This window comes from Pedobacter sp. GW821-FHT01D05 (assembly GCF_059422505.1).
This window is the reverse complement of the sequence record NZ_JBWKXA010000001.1, coordinates 553,291-575,028: the sequence shown is the minus strand read 5'-3', so window position 1 is coordinate 575,028 and position 21,738 is coordinate 553,291. Positions and strand designations below refer to the sequence as shown.

The following is a 21,738-nucleotide window of genomic DNA, read 5'->3' as shown; positions in this document are numbered from 1 at the left end:
TCCAAATAATTTAGCCTGCTGATCATCAAGCCAAATTATGAGCCGAAAGCCGAATAAATTACCAGTGATTCTGCTATTCCTTTCCTTAGGAATTCTAACCTTAAGTGCATACAAAAGCGCCAGCGGGCTAAAAGATTATTATAAAAATTATTTCCCCATAGGTGTTGCCGTCAAACCAAGCGACCTCCATAACCAAGAAAAGGCGCTGATCTTAGCACATTTTAATAGTATTACTGCAGAAAATGCCATGAAAATGGGACCAATACATCCTTATGAAAATAGATTTTTCTGGCAAATAGCTGATTCAATTGTTCAATTTGGATTAGAGAATAAGATAAAAGTAAGGGGGCACTGCTTAATCTGGCATGCACAAACACCACGATGGCTATTTAAAGATGCTACAGGAAACCAGGTAACTAAAGAAGTATTACTTTCCAGGATCAAAAATCATATCAACACTGTTGTATCCAGGTACCGTGGGAAAATTTATGCCTGGGATGTTGTGAATGAGGTGATTGCAGATGATACCAGCACTTTCCGAAAATCTCAGCTGTATAATATTGCCGGAGAGGAATTTATTGAACAAGCATTTAGGGATGCACATGCGGCAGATCCAAAAGCATTGTTGTTTTATAACGATTACAATACAGAAAATCCTATCAAACGGGATAAGATATATCGGATGCTTAAAACGCTGTTAGCCAAAGGAGTTCCCATCCATGGTGTTGGATTACAGGCACATTGGTCTATCAGTAACCCTACCCGCTCCGAACTTGAAAAATCTATTGAATTGTTTTCATCTCTTGGTCTTCAGATCCAATTTACCGAGCTGGATGTTTCCGTGTATTCGGGAAGACAGGGCGGCCAGATGATTACCGGAGAAAAAGGCGTTAATGCAGCTGTTTTTACACCAGAAATGGAACAGCAGCAATTGGAAAAATATAAGATGGTTTTTGAGGTGTTCAGAAAATATAAAAAAAACATTACAGGTGTTACCTTTTGGAACCTCTCAGACCGCTACAGCTGGCTCGATGGCAGAGGCAGGAAAAATTTTCCATTATTATTTAATGCCGATTTAAAACCTAAAAAAGCATACTACGAGGTTACAAAATTTTAAACAAACAACAATTTGATGATTAAGACAATATGTACTGCTAAATCATCAGCTATTAAGCGCAACAATACAGCAATTACGATCAACTATAACCAAATATGACTAAACTCCGTGCCATCTTTACATGCGCAGCTTTATTGCTGATCAGCATCCCCTCATTTTCACAAGATTCGAATTTTTATATATTTCTGTGTTTCGGACAATCGAACATGGAAGGTGCCGCCAAATTTGAAACACAAGATACTACAGCAGTTGATCAGCGGTTTCGCCTTTTGGAAGCCGTTAATTGCGATAACTTAAACCGTACAAAAGGCAACTGGTATACTGCTGTTCCCCCGCTAACACGATGTAAAACGGGACTGGGCCCGGTAGATTATTTCGGTCGGACACTTGTTGCCAGCCTGCCCAAAAACATTAAAATCGGTGTAATCAATGTCGCCATAGGCGGATGTAAAATTGAACTGTTCGATAAAGAAAATTACCAATCTTACACGGCAACAGCGCCAGATTGGATGAAGGGTATGTTAGCTGAATATGATGGAAACCCATATGCCCGTATGGTAGAGATGGCTAAAATTGCACAGCAAAGTGGTATAATCAAAGGAATATTGTTGCATCAGGGAGAATCAAATACAGGCGACAAAGCCTGGCCAGAAAAAGTAAAGGGTGTATATGAAAACCTGCTGAAAGACCTAAAATTAGAAGCTAAAAATACTCCATTATTAGCTGGAGAAGTGGTAAACGCCGACCAGGGTGGCGTTTGTGCCAGCATGAACGCCATTATTGCAACCTTGCCACAAACCATTCCCAACGCACACGTTATTTCTTCTGCGGGCTGCCCCGATGGGCCGGACAATCTTCATTTTTCTGCCGAAGGCTACCGTATGTTAGGCAAAAGATATGGAGAAAAGATGCTGAGCTTACTCGGCAAAAAATAATCAAATGGCCTATAATTTTCCAAATTGATCAAAATACAATGAGTGCCAAAAATATATTTTCAAGCTATACCCTATTTCTATTCTTCGTACTGGGCTTTGGAGGATGTAAAACGGGTCAATCGCTTTCCAGTTATCAAACAGATACCAGGGGTTTAAAAGATTTTTACAAAAATTACTTCCCCATTGGTGTTGCCGTTGGCAAAAGAAATCTGAGTGGAGAGGAAGGCGCGTTGATTAAAAAACATTTTAACAGCATTACAGCAGAAAACGACATGAAAATGGAGTCAATGCAGCCTGTAGAAGGGAAATTTAATTGGCGGGAAGCCGACTCGATTATCAGCTTTGCAGCGCAAAATAACATCAAAGTACGTGGCCATAATTTATGCTGGCACGAGCAGGCGCCCTCATGGTTTTTCACAGATAAAGCCGGAAAGGAAGTAAATAAAACAGTTTTGCTACAACGATTGAAGGCACATATTGATGCCGTAGTTGGGCGATATAAGGGAAAAATATATGCCTGGGATGTTGTAAATGAGGCCATTGACGATGATTCTACAAAATACTTACGAAATTCGAAATGGTACCAAATCTGCGGTGAAGACTTTATCATTAAAGCCTTTGAATACGCGCACGCCGCCGATCCCGATGCAAAGCTTTATTACAATGATTACAATACCGAACGACCAGAAAAAAGAGAACGCGTTTACAGGTTACTCAAAAGCCTGAAAGACAAAGGCGTACCTATAGATGGCGTTGGCCTCCAAGCGCATTGGTCTATTTATGAACCTACTGAAAAGGAACTCGTTACAGCAATTGAACGCTATTCATCTTTAGGCCTTAAAATACAATTTACCGAGTTGGATCTTTCCATTTATCCATGGGAGAAAAATAAACGTGCCAAACGTGCGAATGAAAACGATGCTTATACCGCTGAACTCGAGGCCAGTCAGGTTGCAAAGTACAAAATGGTGTTCAACGTTTTCAGAAAGTATAAAAATGTAATCACCAACGTTACATTCTGGAACATTTCTGATCGCCGTACCTGGCTGGATGGTTATCCGGTACCTGGCCGCAAAAATTATCCCTTACTTTTCGACACGCAATTAAAACCAAAAAAAGCCTATTGGGCCGTTATTAAATTTTAAATAATGAAGAAAATATTTCCGTTAGTCTTACTCCTTTTCAACATCGCCATTGTAGAAGCCGCTGGGCTCGGTCCAATTATGGTAAATACTTATTTGCCCGGAAGTTTTGCTGTGGTGAGCAAAGGTAAGGTTCCTTCCATTTTGATAAATGCTAACGAATGGCCAGGTGCTATACGTGCCGCCAAAAATCTTCAAAACGATATAAAAAAGGTAAGTGGACTTGAAGCCGAATTTTTAACGGATAAAACAACCAGCATGCCTATCATCATCGGCACGATCGGCAACAGCAAAATTATCGACGAAATGATCCGGAACCATAGTCTAAATGTCTCTGATATTGCCGGAAAATGGGAAGCCACATTAATTCAGGTGATAAAAAACCCAATTAAGGGCATAGATTCTGCTTTAGTAATTGCCGGAAGCGATAAGCGGGGAACAATATATGGAATATACGAGCTTTCTGCTCAAATCGGTGTTTCACCATGGTATTATTGGGCTGATGTTCCGGTAAAAAAAAGCAGTTCGGTTTATGTTATTGGAGGGCGGCATATCATTTCTTCACCTGCGGTAAAATACCGTGGGATATTCTTAAATGACGAAGCGCCAGCACTTTCCGGATGGAGCAGAAAGGAATTTGGAGGGTTTAACCATAAGTTTTATGAGAAGGTGTTCGAATTGATTCTTCGCTTAAAAGGAAATTATTTATGGCCAGCCATGTGGGGAAATGCATTTAACGACGACGATAAACTCAACCCCGTTTTAGCCGACGAATACGGTGTAGTAATTGGAACTTCTCATCACGAACCCCTAACACGTGCCCATGATGAGTGGAAAAGATATAAAGGTGGCAAATGGAACTATGATCAAAATCCAGAACAGTTACGTGCATTTTGGGAAAGCGGGCTGCAACGTGTAGCCGATAAAGAACAGATCGTTACAATTGGCATGCGTGGCGATGGCGACGAACCCATGTCAACCGGCACAGCTACCGCCCTATTGGAAAAAATTGTAAAAGATCAACGTGAAATTATTGAAAAAGTAACAAAAAAACCTGCAGCGCAAACCCCACAGCTGTGGGCCCTCTATAAGGAAGTTCAGGATTATTACGACAAAGGGATGCGCGTTCCCGATGATGTAACTTTACTTTTATGCGATGATAATTGGGGCAACATCAGAAAATTGCCAAGTTTAAGCGAAGCGCACAGAAAAGGCGGTTATGGGATTTATTATCACTTCGACTATGTGGGTGGGCCCAGAAACTACAAGTGGGTAAACACCAACCCTATCCAAAAAATCTGGGAACAAATGCGATTGGCTTACGAACATGATGCCAATCAGATCTGGATCGTAAACGTAGGTGATTTAAAACCAATGGAGTTCCCCATCCAGTTCTTTTTAGATTATGCCTGGAATCCTGACGCCATCCCAGCCGACAAATTAATGGACTACACAATTAATTGGGCGGCCAACCAGTTTGGTAATGAACACGCCACAGCAATTGCCAGCCATATAGACACTTACCTAAAATATGCAGGTAGAATTAAACCAGAACTGCTTCATGCAAATACCTATAGTTTAAGCAACTATAACGAGTTCGAACAAGTTACCGCTGATTTCAAAAAACTTGCACAACAAGCTACCAGCACCAATAATCAGTTAGCTGACAATCAAAAAGATGCCTATTATCAATTGGTTCTTCACCCCATTGAGGCTGTGGCTAATTTATATGAGATGTATCTCGCTGTAGCCAAAAACAAACGATATGCCAGACAGGGCAGATTTTCTACGAATAGCTTCGCCAGGAAAGTTGATTCTTTATTTAAGCGGGATGCCGAAATCAGCACTTACTACAACAAAACAATGGCTGGAGGAAAATGGGACCATATGATGGATCAAACGCATATTGGCTACACTTCCTGGCAACAGCCTGATAGCAATATTATCCCTAAAACTACGCTGATTAACAATGCGACCACCACCCTTGGTATTTCACTTGAAAACTCGGAGCTCCACTTTACTGGAAAAACAAAGATAGCGCAGGGCTTCACTTTTTCAGCGCTTGCAAATACATCACATACGCTCGAAATTTTTAGAACAGGTGCAGGTGAACTGAAATACGAGATCAAAGCGCCTGATTTTGTAATGTTAAGCAGCAAAAAGGGAACACTTCACGATGATCAGAAAATCCAGATCAGCATCGATTGGAATAAAGCGCCAAAAAACACTAAAACAAGTGAAATTCTCATTTCTGGCAGTGATAAATCGAGTATCAGCATTCCCATTATAACCAAAAATTTTATACCAACCGACTTACCTGCCAATTTATTCCTCCCTGATAAGGGCTACATCTCGATGGAAGCCACAAGTTATAGCAGCGCGGTAAACAGCAGACCTATTTTTTGGAAAACCATTCCAAATTACGGAAAAACCAGGAACGGTGTAATTGCAACACCTGTAACTTCACCAATTCAACAACCTGGTAATAGCTCACCACATTTGGCTTACGACATTTTTGTAACTGAAACGGGCAATTTTACCTTAAACACCTTTATTTCGCCCACAATCGATTTTACCGGGAAAGATGGACTAAAGTTCGCTGTTTCATTGGATGAGCAACCTCCTATAGTCGTTAATATCAGCAAAGATTACACTACGGATTATGCCTGGGGACAATCGGTAGCCAGCAACATCAAAATTTTTAAAACTCCCCTTGTCTTTAGCAAAACCGGAAAACACACCATCAACTATTGGATGATTAATCCAGGCGTGGTGCTGCAAAAATTAGTACTGGATCTGGGAGAATTAAAACCAAGTTATTTAGGACCGCCAGAAAGCATTAAAAGCATACGAAATTAAATTAACCAAACCATGAACAACATGATTAACGAATTAAAAAAAATCACCCTTTTTACATCCATTATGGGAATGGCTATTGCCAGCTCCTGCCAGCAGGCAAACCAAAAAACAGAAAAGGAAACGGCGAAAAAATCCAGCTATTTATCACAGCCTATAATCTCTAAAATTTATACGGCCGATCCGTCTGCGCACGTTTTTAATGGAAAAATTTATGTTTATCCTTCCCATGATATCGAGGCAGGCACTCCGGAAAATGATAATGGTGATCATTTTGACATGAGAGACTACCACATCTTGAGCATGGATAGTATTAATGGTAAAGTTACCGACCACGGTGTGGCATTAAGCATAAAAGATATTCCATGGGCCGGCAGACAGCTTTGGGCACCCGATGCTGCCTTTAAAAACGGAACCTATTATCTGTATTTTCCGGTTAAAGATAAATCTGATGTATTTAGAATAGGTGTTGCCACATCAAAAAATCCGGCAGGACCATTTAAGGCTGAACTTGAACCCATTAAAGGGAGTTATAGTATTGATCCGGCAGTATTTACAGATACTGATGGTACCAGTTACATGTACTTTGGTGGAATTTGGGGCGGGCAGCTACAACGCTGGAATAACGGAAAATACGATGCCAATGGATCTAAAACAGATTCACAGAAAGAAAATGAACCCGCATTGAGTGCTAGAGTAGCAAAACTGAGCAGCGATATGTTATCCTTTGATGGTGAGGTAAAAGATGTTCAGCTCGTAGATAAACAAGGAAAAGCATTACTCACTAATGACCACGACAGACGTTTTTTTGAGGGTGCCTGGATGCACAAATTTAATGGAAAATATTATTTCACGTATTCAACAGGCGATACCCATTTTTTAGCTTACGCAATTGGCGATAAACCTTATGGACCATTTGTTTACGAAGGCACTTTTATGAAGCCTGTTCAAGGCTGGACTACCCACCATTCTATTTTAGAGATAAAAGGCAAATGGTATATCTTTTACCACGACACCCAGCTTTCGGGCAAAACACACCTTAGAAATGTGAAAGTGACCAACTTGAAGCATAATGCCGATGGAACAATCCAAATGATTGAACCATGGGTTGAATAAGTATAAGTTGAAAATAAGGTTGTTATGGATAATTGAAGCAATTGATGAAATTAATCATGGTTATCCTATTATTCCCCAGGTTTCGGGAATTGAGAAATCTGGGGACAAAAAAACGCAATACAGCTAGAATTAAAGCTCAACAGGCGGCCTTGCAAAATTGACGTGCTTTTGAAAACCGTTATTTTCCGGCTCCTCTTCAGCTTATCGATGGAGATTTAACTTAAATATTAAATTTCCATCGATAAGTAACAATTACTTACTTACAAACAGCAACTGAGAAAAATTAAACAGATCATTTTTCCAAACTTTAAAATCGTGCTTTCCGGGTTCTTTGTAGAAAATATGCGGCACTTTGTGTTCAACCATGTAATCGCGGGTGCGTTCGCTGATGGTTAAAAGCCTGTCTTCATCACCACAGGAAATCCAGAGCAGTTTTATCTTATCTCTTGCTGTTTCCGGATTGGGCAATAACTGATCTGGCATTTTGGTATTTGGCGCCGATGAAAACCCGCCTATCCAGGCAAACTTATCTAAATTTCCCAATCCAAAATTTAAGGATTGCCCACCTCCCATAGATAGTCCGGCAATAGCTCTACGTGCTCTGGTCGTTTCTGCAGGATAATTTTTTTCGATGTATGGAATTAGATCATCTAACAGATCGCGTTCAAATGTTGCAAAAGCTGCCACTTTATCTGCAGCCATGATATTGCCCGAAGCGCGATCATCGGCCATTGCCCTTCCGTTAGGCAATACAACAATCATATCTTTCACTTTTTTTTGCGCATAAAGATTATCGAGTATACGTTCCGGCCGTCCTTGATTTAGCCACTCAAATTCATCGCCACCAATACCATGTAAAAGATAGAGCACTGGATATTTTTTAAGCTTTGAATAGTGTGGCGGCAGATAAACAACGGCCTTTCGTTTCACCCCAACAGTTTTCGAATTGTACGTGATGGTATCTAATTTACCATGGGCAATAGCAGGATTTAATTCGTCAAATCCTGCGGGAGCCAGGTTGGTTTGCGCATTTGCTAATCCTACAAATAGACAGAGGTTTAGCAAGAACAATAGCGGTTTTTTCATATATATTTAGTTTTTAATATTTGTGTTTAGCCAAGCGAAATGACCATATTTAGGGTAAGATTAGGCTGGAGCTATTCTATTTTGCTTCAACCCTAAAATAATCGAAGTCAACATATCCTCCGGCATTTTCAGTGGCGTAATTAAACAGTCCGAAACGGTAGCCCATAAAATGGGGAAGCGTATACGACATTTGCAACGGCTCTCCTATCGGTTTCCAGGTTTTTCCATCAAAGCTGTAAAAAAAATAACCTTTATCTGTTCGGTTCTCAAAGTCACATCTTGCTTTGAGATAAATGGTTTGCTGTCCAGCTGGAACATCTTCGCCATTAACAGTGCCACTTTGGGCGCTTACTGTTACCACCGTTTTCTTTGACCCCGTGTTTTTTACACCAACCCAACCAAATTTGCGTTGCAACAGCATCAATCCAGCCTGGTCTCCGGTTTTCATATTGGAAATATCGATTGAAGTGATTGCGGTTGATACGGGCCCGATGGTACGCTGGGTTAATGTATTGCGGGCAAGAAGAATATTAGTATCCAATCTGGAAGTGCTAATCCGTAAAAATCCCGGACGTTTAGTCAGCGACCAATATGCATGGTCTGGATTGTGGTTCCATTGCCATACCAGTGGAAGCGCGGGCTCACCTTTTTTGCGGGCAAATTCATCTGATGCTACAATGCCGGGAATTAAGCCGCTACTAACCGGAAGTTCGAGTGTTCCGGGAACTTTACCATCAACACCCAACACCGGCCAGCCATCTTCCCAGGTAACCGGAACCAGATATGGAATACGTCCAACGGATCTAAAATCTCTAAAAAGGTAAGAAAACCATTTTCCTTCTGGCGTACTGATTAAACCACCTTGCGCAACACCTTTATCTTTAAGGGCTACCCGCCCTTCATATGGCCCCATAAGTTTGTCGGAACGGTGTACCACAACGGTACGCATCCCATTTCGTGGCCAGGTAATGTTAAAAAGGTAATATTTGCCATTAATTTTAAATAATTGGGCGCCCTCAGCTGGTAATCCGGCACCCGTACCTGTAGGAAGACTTGCGTTTTCGATAATCGTTATGGGTTTCGTATTGGGTTTTATTCCAGATAAGTCTTCCTTTAATTCCACCAAAGTAATTTTGCCGGCACCGTATACCATGTAAGGTTTTCCATCCTCAAAAAACAGGGAGTGATCATGGAGCGAAGGTTTAAAAGACCTAAGTTTCCACGGGCCTTTTTCGATATCTTTTGTACTGTAGATATAAGTTTTTCCGGTGGTACCAGAAAAAGTACTGACATAATAAATGCCCTGATGAAAACGAAGGCTACTTGCCCACGATCCCCGTCCATAATCCCATTTTCCATTGGACAAAGTTAATTCATCAGCATTTCCGAGGGTATCGTAAGCGTAACTTACAATTTTCCAGTTTACCAGATCGGCTGATTTCATGATGGGCACACCTGGATTCATGTGCATTGTGGTGCTGCTCATATAATACACTTTCCCTACTCTGATCATCGAAAGATCGGGTACATCGGCAAAAATGAGCGGATTTGTCGCTTTTTGTGCATCAACACCAACTGTATTTAGCAAAAAAAAGAGCAATAGTGTAAATAATTTAAGATTCTTCATACAGGTTTAGTCAGTTTCTCAACTTGCGATGTGTTTATATTTGGTACTCAAAGCTATTCAGAAATATGAAGATCAGCGAACTGCTTTGTTCAAATCTATGTTACAAATGTTTCTAATTCAATCAATCCCGTTACAGAAAAACAAGCAAACTAACCAAATGTGCTAGTAAAATTGACGAAATAAAGTAGTTGCTGACTAGGGTTCTCAATAATTTAGCAGCATTGATTGAAATTAACCAAATTATCTTTATGAACCTTAAATCCATCCTAGCCTTCTGCGCTTTTCTATTTCTTCTTACAACCACTCAGATCAGCTCCGCCGATGAAGTTATTGTCGGTTACCGTCATTTGGCAGACCCTGGCACCCTTGTTTACAACGGAAGAGTTTATCTCTATGCATCCAACGACGATGAGAACTCCTACGATAAAAATAGCGGATACAAAATGAAATCGATCGTTTGCATTTCGAGCAGCGACATGAAAAACTGGACAGACCATGGTGTGGTATTTGAAGCACCGAGAGATGTAGCCTGGGCTGGCAGAACCTGGGCTCCGGCAGCAATTGCCCGCGACGGCAAAATTTTTCTATACTTCGGAAATGGTGGCAATGGCATCGGCGTAGCCACTTCGAGCAGTCCGACAGGGCCATTTAAAGATCCAATTGGAAAAAAACTCGTTGAAACTCAAACGCCAGGTGTACTTCCTGCGCCAAACATGTGGTTATTCGATCCGATGACCTTTATTGATGATGATGGCCAGGCCTATATGTACTTTGGTGGTAATGGCGAGAGCAACGTTCGGGTAATTAAACTTAACCGGGATATGATCAGCGTAGATGGCCCTGCAACTTCTATTACTGCTCCTGCCTTTTTTGAAGCTTCGTGGATGCATAAGCGCAATGGGATTTATTATTTCTCTTACTCAACCAACCCGAAAGCACAAATGCGCATCGATTATATGATGAGTAAAAGCCCAACAACCGGATTTACCTATGGAGGAATCGTTGCCGCGCAACCGCCAAAAAACAATAACAACAACCACCAGGGAATCTTCGAATTTAAAGGACAGTGGTACCACGCCTACCACAACAGGGCCGTAGCATACAAATTGGGAATCCCCACAGAATTTAAAAGAAATCTGGCTGTTGAAGTACTCAATTACAAAGCCGATGGCAGTATCGAGCAAGTAACCTACACGGCAGATGGAGTGCCACAGGTGGAAGGATTAAATCCCTACATGCGGGTGGAGGCCGAAACGATGAATGACCAACAAGGTGTTAAAACTGAAACATGCAGCAAAGGTGGTTTAAATGTTACGCATATTAAAAACGGGGATTGGATAAAAGTTAGGGGTGTAGATTTCGGCAAAGGAGCAAAACGATTTTCGGCTTCGGTAGCCAGTATTGGAAAAGACAATAAAATTGAACTCCGATTAGGCAGCCCTGACGGAAAAGTGATCGGAACACTGGCTGTGCCAAATACTGGTGATGCGCAGGCCTGGAAAGAAGTAAGCTGTAAAGTTAATGGTGCAACAGGAAAACAAGATCTTTTCCTAACCATTAAAGGAACAGAAAAACCGGAAGTAAATATCGATTTTTGGACATTTTCGGCGAAATAGAATTTTACCCTATGTTTAAAAAAAAATAATCTCGCAGGTATTGTATCTGCGAGGTTATTTTTTATAACTAATCAACCTGAAAGAAATTTTCTCAAGTGGCCTAGGTAACGTCAACTATTTTTCAATAGGTTTCTGGCGATAAGATCATCAGAAACCTATATTATCTATTTTTGCTTGTAAATGGCATCATTACCGCTATAATCTAACCATTTAAAGGAAGCTGTACTTTTAGTATTTTCTCCGGATGAAGTGGCGTAAAGCGCGTAAAGTGAGCCGACAAAACCTCCTGCGGTTTCAGTACTCAAAAACTTTCCGTCCACATTATCCTTTAATGTTTTCCATTTGCCCGGGCTTTCAGCGTAGCGGAAATTATAAAGCCCTCGATCAGCTTCTATTTTAAACTGCAGGGTTTTAGCTTTTACCGGAGTTTCAATAATCAAGTCCATACCCTTAGTGCTTCGGTTTCCTTTGTAAAGCTGAACCACCTGCTTGCCATCTTTTATTGATTTGCAGATGTAGTAAAAATTATATTCACCTTGAAAGATAAGCATCCCTGCTTTTTCATTTGGCTGCACCGCCATAAAAGTCATCTCCGTTGAAGCGCTACCAGTTAAATGCTGCTGTCTTTTCCCGATAAATGCCGGATTTCCTAGTCCCATACACGTTTCAGGCAGTAACTTCATGGTTAAGCCATTTTCTTTATCTAACCTATACCAGCTGGTATCATTGGTTCTTAAAAACAATAACGATTGATCTAGTTTTTTATCGAACGTAGTTCTGTAGGCAAAGTTTCCACTTTGTGGCGGGGCAATCTGTTTTACTTCCTTAAAATCAGCAGTATAACTATATTGAACTTCTTTTTGGTCTGGATTGATGATTGGCCAGCCATCTACCCATTTAACCGGAGCGATAAATGTTTCTCTGCCAGTATTATAATGATTGCCTTCATAAGGCCTTACAGCCAGGAAAATGGCGTAAGTTTTACCATCTGGACCGTCAACCAATTCTGCATGACCGGTAGAGGTAATCGGGTTTTTACGGTTTGGGTCTAAATCGCGTTGTGTCAATATCGGGTTTTTCTCATAGGGAACATAAGGTCCGGTGGCTTGTTTACTTCTTAAAATTACCTGTGAGTGGTTAACGGAAGTACCTCCTTCGGCAGCACAGAGATAATACCAATCGCCACGTTTAAAAATATGCGGTCCTTCAATCCAGACTGGTTTTTTGCTGATGTCTACCCCACCATTTACCAGCTGAATTTCTTCACCCACTACTTTTAAACCCACTGGATCGAACTGAAAAGTACGGATGGTTCGGTGCCCCGGATATAGGGGTTTATTATCTGGCGCATCGCTGTTATAAACGATGTAGGCTTTGTCCTGATCAAAAAACAGTGACGGGTCAATCCCTCTCACTTGTGGGAGCCAAACCGGATCACTCCATGGTCCTTCAGGTTTTTTTGACGTCATTACAAAATTTCCGCGCTTATCGATATTGGTACAGGTCATGTAAAATGTGCCTTTATAATAATTGATTGAAGGTGCAAAAAGCCCTCTTGAGGTACCATCACCGAAGAAAGTCATTTGCGATGGGCGATCGATCACATTGCCGATCTGCTTCCAATTTTTTAAATCCTTACTATGAAACACCGGAACCCCCGGAAAGTAGGCGAAGGTTGAATTAACAAGGTAATAGTCGCTTCCCACCTTGGTTACACTGGGATCAGGATAAAACCCTGCCATAATCGGGTTTGTAAATGTAATTTGTCCGTAAGAATAGCCAGTATAAAGAAAGGCCATAAAGAGAAGAAGTTTTTTCATAAAGTGCACGTTGATTATGCTCAAAACTAACATCTACGGCCTTACTGTCATGAGCCATTTGTTCAAAAGAAAGCTCCAGATGTTTGTTTTTAAATAAGAAAATTCTACTGAGCAGGATTTTAAATCTTCACGCGTTTATCTTTTCGTTTTGCATTGATATATTCGGAAGGAAGCATATTAAACTGCGCTTTAAAAAGCTTAGAAAAATAGCTCGGTGTACCAAAACCGGTCATGTATGCAATTTGGGCAACATTGTAATCACTTTTCTCCAAGAATTCTACTGCCCTTTCCAGTTTTACCGATCTAATGTATTCGATTGGCGTTAAACCGGTGATTTCAAGCAGTTTATGATAGAGAGAGCCTCGGCTCATGCCCACATGCCGGCTTAGTTCCTCTACTGAGAGTTCTGGATTGTTAAGTTTTTCATCAATGTACTGGACGATTTTATTCAACAACTTAACTTCGCTAGACTCAATTTCGATTTCTTTAGCCTGTACCTGCACCTGTTTGGAATACGCATTTTTTACGGAGCGATTAAACAACAATAAGTTGTCGATTTTTGCATGGAGAATGTCAAAATTAAAAGGTTTGGTGAGGTAGTCGTTGGCGCCTGATTTCAGGCCTTTAACCTGGTCTTCTTCTCCACTGATTGCGGTCAGCAGGATAACCGGGATATGGCTTGTTCTTTTGTCTGCCTTTATTTTCTGGCTTAGCTCAATGCCATTCATCTCCGGCATGCTGATGTCGGTAACAACTAATTGCGGATGTCCGGAAAGCATTTTTTGCCAACCTTCTTTACCATTTGACGCCTCTATAATATGATAAAAAGGCTGCAGACTATCTTTTAGGTAAAATCTAAATTCCTCATTGTCTTCAACCAAAAGGATAGTGGCCATCTTGACCTCGTTAGTTGCTGGCTCAGTAACGGATTCGTCCAGTTCTTCGTTCGTAAAACTATAGGCTGTATCGTCAACCTCCTGATCATTTTCTTCATCCACTATCTCAACTGGCATCGAAACCAAAAACGCGGTTCCTTTTCCAAGTTCACTTTCTACGGTAATCTGCCCCCCGTGCAGTTCTACAAACTCCTTTACAATCGATAATCCGATTCCACTACCTTGATTTAAGATAGAACTTACATTGTTATCCATAAAAAAACGATCGAACACCCTATCTTTACTTTGATTTGCAATACCTATCCCGGTATCTGAAACCTCGATACAAAATACAGGCTTAGTTTGATCGGTAGCGGCTCTTAAGAACATGTTAAGAGATACTTCTCCACCTTCTTTTGTAAATTTAAATGCATTAGAAAGCAGATTAAATATAATCCTTTCCATTTTATCCTGATCAAAATGCGTTTTCAGATTCTTAATATCGCTGTTAATACGAAGTGAAATTTTCTTGCGCTCGGAAAGGTCCTGGAATGCTTCTGCGGCTTCGCTGATAAAAGTAATGAGATCGGCCTCGTTCAGGTTCAACTTCAGCTCCTGTTCTTCCATTTTTCTAAAATCGAGCAGTTGATTGACCAGATTTAACAGTCTTCGCGCGTTTCTACGGATCATCTTTACCTGGCCAGCTACAGCAGACTCCTGTTTAACGGCAAGCAACTTATCAACGGGTGCCAAAATCAATGAAATCGGCGTTCTAAACTCATGGCTTAAATTGGTGAGGAATTTGATCTTTTGTATATCCAATGCATGGGCACGTTCGGCATCCCTTCGCTGCTGTAGTATCCTTTGTTCAGCATTGATCTGGGCTTGTTCAATAGCAAGTTGCTGTTTAATGCGCTGAATTCCCCGTCGCCTAATGGCAAACAGGATTGTACCGATTAAGACTACATAAAAAACATAAGCATAAATAGTCCTCCAAAAAGGTGGTTGTATATGAACAGAAATTGAAGTGATTTTATCACTCCAAACGCCGTCGTTGTTACTTGCCCTTACCTGAAAAATGTAATCTCCCGGGTCCAAATTTGTATAATACGCTGTTTTCTCTTTACCAACTTCATTCCAGCCATCATCCAAACCAACAAGGCGATAGGAATAGTGGTTTTGTTGCGGCGCTGTGTAATTTAGCGCTACATAACTAATTGAGAAATTTTGCCCATAGCTTAGCTTAATCTTTTTTGCGAAGCCAATTTGCTCTTGAATAGGTGATTTTTCACCCGGAAGTACAACAGTATTGGCTACCTTTAGTTCGGTAAGCAATACATTTGGAACCACATTATTAGAGGGCAACTCAAGCGGATTAAAATAGTTGAAACCGTCTTGCCCGCCAAAATAAAGCTCGCCATCTGAAGTGCTGATTCCTGAACCCAATATAAAAGGACTGTCTTGCACTCCATTGGGTCGTCCAAAGTTTTTTATTTTTTTTGTTTCTGGATCAAGACAACTGATGCCATTATCGGTACTGAACCAAATCAGTCCGTCTCTTCCTTCCAGTATTCTGTAAACAATAGCATTAGGCAATCCATTTGTTTCGTTAAAATTGGTGAATTTTCCTGTACGGCGATTGAAAAGATCGAGTCCGGCACCATCGGTTCCGGCCCATACATTCCCCCTACTATCACATAACAAACTCAATACCACATCATTAGAAATCCCACTATTTGCTTTTCGGTATACTTTAAATTTTCCGTTTTTACGTTGAAATACGGCTATTCCCGTTCCGCTGGATGATATCCACATATTTCCGTAAGGATCTTCGACAATTGCACGTATAAAACCATTGCTAGGGAGCACCATAGGTGGCGAGGATTGGGTGCCGTAACGGGTAAATGAATTCGTCTTATAATCAAATACATTCACTCCAGTTCCGTTTGTACCAATCCATATTAAACCCTTGCTATCTTCTTTGATCGCGAAAATTTCGTTTTGGCTAAGATCAGTTGCCGATGGTCCGGCCAGGTATTGTTTGTAAGTTTTGGTTTTGGAATTATAGGCAAATAAGCCATGTTGGTAAGTGCCCACCCAAAGCGTGCCCCTGGAATCGAGCATTAATGTAAGTATGGTCAATGGATTTCGGGAAAAATCTATTTTGCTCTTAAGGTCGATATGTTCAAACACGCCTTTATCACGATCGAAAAAGTGTAAGCCTCCACCATCTGTGCCCACAAAGATTTTTCGTTTTGAGAATTCGGCAAAGGAAGTGACAATGGGCGATGAAAGTCCTTTAGGATCAAATGGGCTGCTACGCTTTAGGTTAAACAATGCTAAATTTGGATCAAACTTATTAACGCCGCCTTGGTAGGTACCTAGCCAAATAATGCCATTATTGGCCATACAAATGCTTCTAACCGACTTATGGCTAAGGCCAAAGGTTTCGCGTTTGTTGGGACGAATGTTTGAGAAAACCTCGGTGGCGGTATCAAAAATAGTTACGCCATCTTCGGTCCCTAACCACAATTTACCTCCTTTTTCCAATCTGGCAGAATAAATAATGTCGTCTGAAAACAGCTTATCACCCGATTGCAAAAAGGATTTGAAATGCTTTTCATCATCCAACAACATATTGAGGCCATTGTAGGTACCAAAAAATATCCGCCCCTTTTCATCCTTCACCATAGTTTTAATGAAATTATCAGTGAGGCCTGATGGGTCATTGGGGTGATGGATAAACTTCTCGGTGGCACCGCTGGTTAAATTAAGGGCCAAGAGCCCTAAATTGGTACCTATCCATATCTTATTGCCACTACCCTGAAGAAAAGAAAGCACACTGGAACCGTTGCCCATCAATGCGCTGATACCTACATTTTTTACCTTAAAAGTTTTGGTATTGATTACCCGGTAGCCGCCAAAAGTGCCTACCCAAATATTTCCGGTTCGATCTTCGTAAAGTGTTAATACATTAAACGGGACATTACGGTTTGGGATACCTTCACCTATAAATGATTTAAATGTATTTTGCTTAGCATCATAATAAGCCAAGCCCCCTCCGTTTGTACCCACCCAGAGCCTTCCTTTTCGGTCTTCTAAAAGTGCCGAGATATTGTTAGACGGAATGCTCGTACTATCGCCACTTTTAGTGGTATAAACGGTAAAATTGGTACCATCGAACTTATTCAGTCCATCGCTGGTACCAAACCATACAAGGCCATTATGATCCTGCAGGATGGTATTTACAGTATTTGAAGAAAGGCCATTTTTAGTATTAAGCGTAATGAAATTGGGGTTACTTTGCCCCTTTACAATAGTGTACGTTAATAACAATATCCCTAGAAGTGACATTGCGCTTATACCTGATACTCGTTTTAACATCATAACAATAGATTCACGCTTTAGCGATCTGGATTGTGATTGTACTAGTGCAGGGCTCGCTTAGCTTACCTTGGTACACTTTGGATTTATATTTGCTTTGTGCGTAAATATAGTTAACACCCCTAATTTAAGCTATTTTATTTCAGCCTCGAATGGAGATGCCGGCAAGCCCTCCACGTTATACAAATTTGCACCGTCGGGATTATCCGCCCAGGCATATCGAACAGTAACAGGGCTGGAAATGCTATCGTTCCAAACCGTTACGGTGTTGCTTTCAATTTTAGCCTTTGCCCAAACATATTTTTTATCGGCACCTGCAATGGCGAAATGATAAAGTTCAGGTTCACCTTTTGCAGTTAGTCCACTTCCTACATGATCAAAATTCAAAATTACTCTATTACCCTGCACCGTTGCCGATCTGTAGATCGGACCTGAGTAAACGATGTTTTTTTCACCATAAATCAGCTTTTGGCCCCATAAAGCCAAACGTTCGCCAATTGTTTTTTTGTTCAGGGGATGAATATCATTCCATTCGCCGGCACCGAGCCCAACAGCCATTCCGGTATTTGGTACTTTTAAGGTTTGGAGTTGGCTCTGCCGAAGTTCCGCCCAGTCGCTCTCAACGGGAACATAATCAACCTCCATATAATTGGGCAGTTGTGCAAATAAAAACGGAATATTGCCTAAATCCCATTTACTCCTCCAATCGTTAATTAATGCAGGTAGCAGTTTGGCGTATTCTCTTGGCTTGCCTGCATTTGTTTCACCTTGATACCATAAAAAGCCACTTATACTATAATTGATTGCAGGAGCAACCATGGTATTGTAAAGTCCGGTAGGGGAATTTTGCGCCACAATTGGCTGGACAATTTGTTGCCCTGAGGGGGAATAGCTTGGTTTAGGAAATACCTGGTTCACCTGGTAATCCCATTCGCCCCTTAAATCAATTATTTGCCCGTTGGCCTGTAGCGAATAATTTTTATCAGGCACAAAGCCACCTTTGCCCATTGTATTGGTAACTTTAACTAAAATGGTATTTTTTCCCGCTTTTAACAGATTGGCTGGCACATTGTATCTTCTTGGAGGATACTGATAAGTGATATTGCCAACAAAAATGCCATTTACGAAAGTGGAATCAGCATCGATAATACGCCCCATAAAAAGTTTTGCCTGCACGCCTGTCATCCCCGCAGGAACATCAATTTCCTTTTTAAAGTACAGGATGCCATTCAGGTTTCTCACGCCCTGATCTACCCAATAGCCCGGCATCCAGAACTTATGCCATGGTTTTGGCACATAGGATGATTGCAAGCTTTTATCTGGCATAGGTAGCCCCTGTTTTTTTAGGCTGTTCATATAAGTCGTATCCCGAAAGTTTTTGATCTGGGCTTCAGCTGCAGGAAAATCCTTAAATGCATCCATACTCATCCAGGCCTCTATTGGTGTTCCGCCCACACTGGAATTAATGATCCCAATGGGAATTTTGTATTTTTGATAGAGTTTTTTTGCGAAGAAGTAAGTAACTCCTCCAAACTCAAGCAATTCTTTACCTGATGCCAACTTCCACTCTCCTTTTGGCAGATCCAGTGATTCTTTGGAGACATCAGCTTTTGTAGGCACAAAGAAATTCCTGATCTGTGGAAAATTGTCGTTCTTAACTTCGTTTGGATAATTTTCTTTCAGTCTTTCCATTGCTAACACCATGTTAGATTGGCCAGCACAAAAATATACGTCTCCAATTAAAATATCGGTTAATGTAATCAAATTCTGCCCTTCAATGGTCATGGTATATGGGCCTCCGGCTTTCATTTTAGGAAGCATAATCAACCACTTCCCATCGCTGCCGGTAATTGTCTCAAAATTTCTATCGTTAAAAGAAAGTTTAACTTTCTCATTTGCACTGGCCCAACCCCAGATCTTTAAATCTGTATTTCGTTGTAGCACCATTCTATTACTGATTAGCTGTGGAAGTTTTACCTCAGCTTTTGTTTTTAGGTTGGTGAACAAAACTGTAACGAGCAAAGCGCAAAGCGGAAGATAAGATTTTACGGTCATGCTTATAAAGTCTGGAAAATATGGCAATCGATAATTTTCGGGGAAATGAAGACGCTTACCATTCTTCCCCCTGTTTCATCACAGAAATACATCGTTTAAAGTGTTAATATTTGGTTATTCTTTTTATAAAAATTATACTCATTTAAAGCCCATAGCTGAGTAATTTCTACCCGAATATATCATTTATTTTTCAAAAAAAACAATCGGTTGCATAACTATACTAAATTTGTTATAATTGAGGTTGGTTAAAGGCGACCGGAAAAATGAAATGGTAATTACTCAGATGGAAGAGATGGTATAAACTGCAATTAGCCACTGGTCAGCTTTACTGGTAATTTCCAATAAAAAAGCCAGGAAAACGGTTAACGTTGTTCCTGGCTTTAAGCGTGTAGTAAATTTATTTATTCTTCAAGCCTTCGGCTGTGCCAACATAGGCCGGTTTTCGCACAAAACCTTCTGTCCATAAGCCAATTGGCTCCCCTGCCCTCCAACTTGAAGTAGCTGGACTATCCTGAGGTGCCCATATGGTAATTCCATATTGCTGAGCTGCCGGAATAAGCTCAAAGTATTTCTTGATTACATATTTGTACATCTCAGATTGAGCTGCATATTGCTCAGGTGTTGCCTGTGCCGTTTTTATATTTCCTGTAAAACCCATATCCAACTCTGATATTTTGATCAGTTTACCAGTTGCAGCCAATAATTTGAACATTTCTTCAATTTTGGCTTTATCAGAAGTGGCTACAATGTGCATTTGCGTACCAATACCATCTATTTTTGCGCCCTTGCCTTCTAAATACTTTACGTAATCAATTAATCCTTTGCATTTATCAATGCTATACTCCAGGTTATAATCATTAATAAAATGGATATCAGTTGCATTACCATACTGCCTGGCCAATTGAAATGCCTTTAACGCATAATCCTTCCCCAGGTAATCTTGCCAAAAGAATTCGTCAGCCGCAATGGATGTTCTGCCCGCAGCAGTTTTAAGCTCAGCTGGCTTTGCATCATCCATTGGTTCGTTTACCACATCCCAAGCTTTAACATAATCTTTTGAAGCGGTAACTATACCTTTAATCCAGGTATCTAGTGCAGCGGTTAAAATAGTCTTTTTCTGCTCTGCAGTTTTTTCTACAATTGTAGTACCACCAAGCGGATTGTATTTTTTAAGCGTGATATTATCGAAATAAAAATTTGTTGCTGTTTTACCTAGGTTAAAAGCCAAAGCACCGCTTGTTGCAATGTCTGCAGTAACGGTAATTTCTTTGGTATAGGTTGTCCAGGTTGGTGTTGAAGAAATTGCGCCAAAAAAATCATAAAATTTGTAGGCGCCGGGCGTAGTATGGGCCTGTGTAGGGTAAGATGCTGCTACATCAGAACGCACATTCATTTTAAGCTCATATTTCTCTCCAACCGCTACCGCTGGAAACTTAAGAAATAATTGTGCATCGTAATCGTTGGTTCGTACTGCCGAGTTGCTAATTTTCAAAGCCCGTCCTGTACCGTTAAAGCCTTCGCCAGCTGCAGTAAAAGAGGCAACTGCATTGGTATTGGATTGATAAACCGAGGCGTTGTCTGTTTCAAAATCGGCTCCGATGACCAGGTCCCAGGTAGGGCCACCGCTTGAAGGAATAACCACTGGGGCAATCAGCCCTTTTAAATATGTTGCATTTTGATTGGCATGCCAGGCCAGGGTATGCCCAAACACGGTGATGCCGGCTTTAGATGCTGTTTCCAATAGGTTTTTCACATTGGTTAAGGCCAAACTTCCATCAGCCTGTACAACGGCACCGTGTTTCATTTCATAACCTAGTGTAATTTCATCAAAATTACTGTTAATGAGCCTGTAAATTACGCCTTTGGAGAGATAAGGTTGCAGGCTGGCTCCGGCACCAAATTTAAATTTAGGATTTGCTGTTCTATCAATATAGGTTTTTAATGGCTGATAGGCATCAATCTGCTCTTGAGCCACGAAGCTTGCTGGCTTGGCTACTTGAAATTCGAGTGCTTCATATTTGTGGCAAGACGCAAGCAACATTGCCCAGGAAATACCAAATGCTATTTTGTATAATCGTTTCATTTTCTCGATTGTTAGATTAAATATTA

Annotated in this window: 12 protein-coding genes; 6 read left to right on the top strand and 6 right to left on the bottom strand. The window is 40.8% G+C overall.

Features of this window, described 5'->3' with window-relative positions; translation table 11 throughout:
* The first annotated feature begins 37 nt into the window (after nucleotides 1-37).
* The 5 genes from AC07VK_RS02285 (at nucleotide 38) to AC07VK_RS02265 (ending at nucleotide 7,166) form a co-directional block, all read left to right on the top strand.
* Nucleotides 38-1,117: an endo-1,4-beta-xylanase gene (locus AC07VK_RS02285; protein WP_492958055.1), complete on the top strand. Its 1,080-nt coding sequence runs from the start codon at nucleotides 38-40 to the stop codon at nucleotides 1,115-1,117.
* 95 nt (nucleotides 1,118-1,212) lie between these two features.
* A complete protein-coding gene (locus tag AC07VK_RS02280) occupies nucleotides 1,213-2,052 on the top strand; it encodes a sialate O-acetylesterase (protein WP_492958053.1) in 840 nt (279 codons plus the stop codon).
* A 38-nt stretch (nucleotides 2,053-2,090) separates the two neighbouring features.
* Entirely contained in the window at nucleotides 2,091-3,197 is a 1,107-nt protein-coding gene (locus AC07VK_RS02275; protein WP_492958051.1) for an endo-1,4-beta-xylanase, read from the top strand.
* A 3-nt stretch (nucleotides 3,198-3,200) separates the two neighbouring features.
* Entirely contained in the window at nucleotides 3,201-6,053 is a 2,853-nt protein-coding gene (locus AC07VK_RS02270; protein ID WP_492958049.1) for a glycosyl hydrolase 115 family protein, read from the top strand.
* 21 nt (nucleotides 6,054-6,074) lie between these two features.
* Nucleotides 6,075-7,166, top strand: coding sequence for a glycoside hydrolase family 43 protein (locus tag AC07VK_RS02265; RefSeq protein WP_492958047.1), 1,092 nt, complete (start codon nucleotides 6,075-6,077; stop codon nucleotides 7,164-7,166).
* 252 nt (nucleotides 7,167-7,418) lie between these two features.
* On the opposite strand, the gene AC07VK_RS02260 is transcribed toward AC07VK_RS02265, so the two are convergent.
* A complete protein-coding gene (locus AC07VK_RS02260) occupies nucleotides 7,419-8,252 on the bottom strand; it encodes an alpha/beta hydrolase (protein ID WP_492958045.1) in 834 nt (277 codons plus the stop codon).
* Between the two features lie 76 nt (nucleotides 8,253-8,328).
* Entirely contained in the window at nucleotides 8,329-9,879 is a 1,551-nt protein-coding gene (locus AC07VK_RS02255; protein ID WP_492958043.1) for a glycoside hydrolase family 43 protein, read from the bottom strand.
* A 248-nt stretch (nucleotides 9,880-10,127) separates the two neighbouring features.
* On the opposite strand from AC07VK_RS02255, the gene AC07VK_RS02250 reads away from it, so the two are divergent.
* Nucleotides 10,128-11,495: a glycoside hydrolase family 43 protein gene (locus tag AC07VK_RS02250; protein ID WP_492958041.1), complete on the top strand. Its 1,368-nt coding sequence runs from the start codon at nucleotides 10,128-10,130 to the stop codon at nucleotides 11,493-11,495.
* A gap of 164 nt (nucleotides 11,496-11,659) precedes the next feature.
* Here AC07VK_RS02250 and AC07VK_RS02245 read toward each other — a convergent pair whose 3' ends face one another.
* From AC07VK_RS02245 to AC07VK_RS02230, 4 genes are all read right to left on the bottom strand, one after another.
* On the bottom strand, nucleotides 11,660-13,315 hold the full coding sequence (locus tag AC07VK_RS02245; protein ID WP_492958039.1) for a glycoside hydrolase family 43 protein: 1,656 nt from the start codon (nucleotides 13,313-13,315) through the stop codon (nucleotides 11,660-11,662).
* Nucleotides 13,316-13,434: 119 nt separating this feature from the next.
* Nucleotides 13,435-17,577 (bottom strand): hybrid sensor histidine kinase/response regulator transcription factor, encoded by a 4,143-nt coding sequence (locus AC07VK_RS02240; RefSeq protein WP_492958037.1) that lies wholly within the window; start codon nucleotides 17,575-17,577, stop codon nucleotides 13,435-13,437.
* A 129-nt stretch (nucleotides 17,578-17,706) separates the two neighbouring features.
* Nucleotides 17,707-19,629 (bottom strand): sialate O-acetylesterase, encoded by a 1,923-nt coding sequence (locus tag AC07VK_RS02235; protein ID WP_492958036.1) that lies wholly within the window; start codon nucleotides 19,627-19,629, stop codon nucleotides 17,707-17,709.
* Between the two features lie 397 nt (nucleotides 19,630-20,026).
* On the bottom strand, nucleotides 20,027-21,712 hold the full coding sequence (locus AC07VK_RS02230) for an endo-1,4-beta-xylanase (RefSeq protein WP_492958034.1): 1,686 nt from the start codon (nucleotides 21,710-21,712) through the stop codon (nucleotides 20,027-20,029).
* Between the last annotated feature and the right edge of the window lie 26 nt (nucleotides 21,713-21,738).

What these genes read in the sequence shown, in the direction of transcription:
- AC07VK_RS02265 (WP_492958047.1), top strand. Translation starts at nt 6,075, where the DNA reads ATGATTAACGAATTAAAAAAAATCACCCTTTTTACATCCATTATGGGA.
- AC07VK_RS02280 (WP_492958053.1), top strand. Translation starts at nt 1,213, where the DNA reads ATGACTAAACTCCGTGCCATCTTTACATGCGCAGCTTTATTGCTGATC.
- AC07VK_RS02275 (WP_492958051.1), top strand. Translation starts at nt 2,091, where the DNA reads ATGAGTGCCAAAAATATATTTTCAAGCTATACCCTATTTCTATTCTTC.
- AC07VK_RS02250 (WP_492958041.1), top strand. Translation starts at nt 10,128, where the DNA reads ATGAACCTTAAATCCATCCTAGCCTTCTGCGCTTTTCTATTTCTTCTT.
- AC07VK_RS02270 (WP_492958049.1), top strand. Translation starts at nt 3,201, where the DNA reads ATGAAGAAAATATTTCCGTTAGTCTTACTCCTTTTCAACATCGCCATT.
- AC07VK_RS02255 (WP_492958043.1), bottom strand. Translation starts at nt 9,879, where the DNA reads ATGAAGAATCTTAAATTATTTACACTATTGCTCTTTTTTTTGCTAAAT.
- AC07VK_RS02260 (WP_492958045.1), bottom strand. Translation starts at nt 8,252, where the DNA reads ATGAAAAAACCGCTATTGTTCTTGCTAAACCTCTGTCTATTTGTAGGA.
- AC07VK_RS02285 (WP_492958055.1), top strand. Translation starts at nt 38, where the DNA reads ATGAGCCGAAAGCCGAATAAATTACCAGTGATTCTGCTATTCCTTTCC.
- AC07VK_RS02240 (WP_492958037.1), bottom strand. Translation starts at nt 17,577, where the DNA reads ATGATGTTAAAACGAGTATCAGGTATAAGCGCAATGTCACTTCTAGGG.
- AC07VK_RS02230 (WP_492958034.1), bottom strand. Translation starts at nt 21,712, where the DNA reads ATGAAACGATTATACAAAATAGCATTTGGTATTTCCTGGGCAATGTTG.
- AC07VK_RS02235 (WP_492958036.1), bottom strand. Translation starts at nt 19,629, where the DNA reads ATGACCGTAAAATCTTATCTTCCGCTTTGCGCTTTGCTCGTTACAGTT.
- AC07VK_RS02245 (WP_492958039.1), bottom strand. Translation starts at nt 13,315, where the DNA reads ATGAAAAAACTTCTTCTCTTTATGGCCTTTCTTTATACTGGCTATTCT.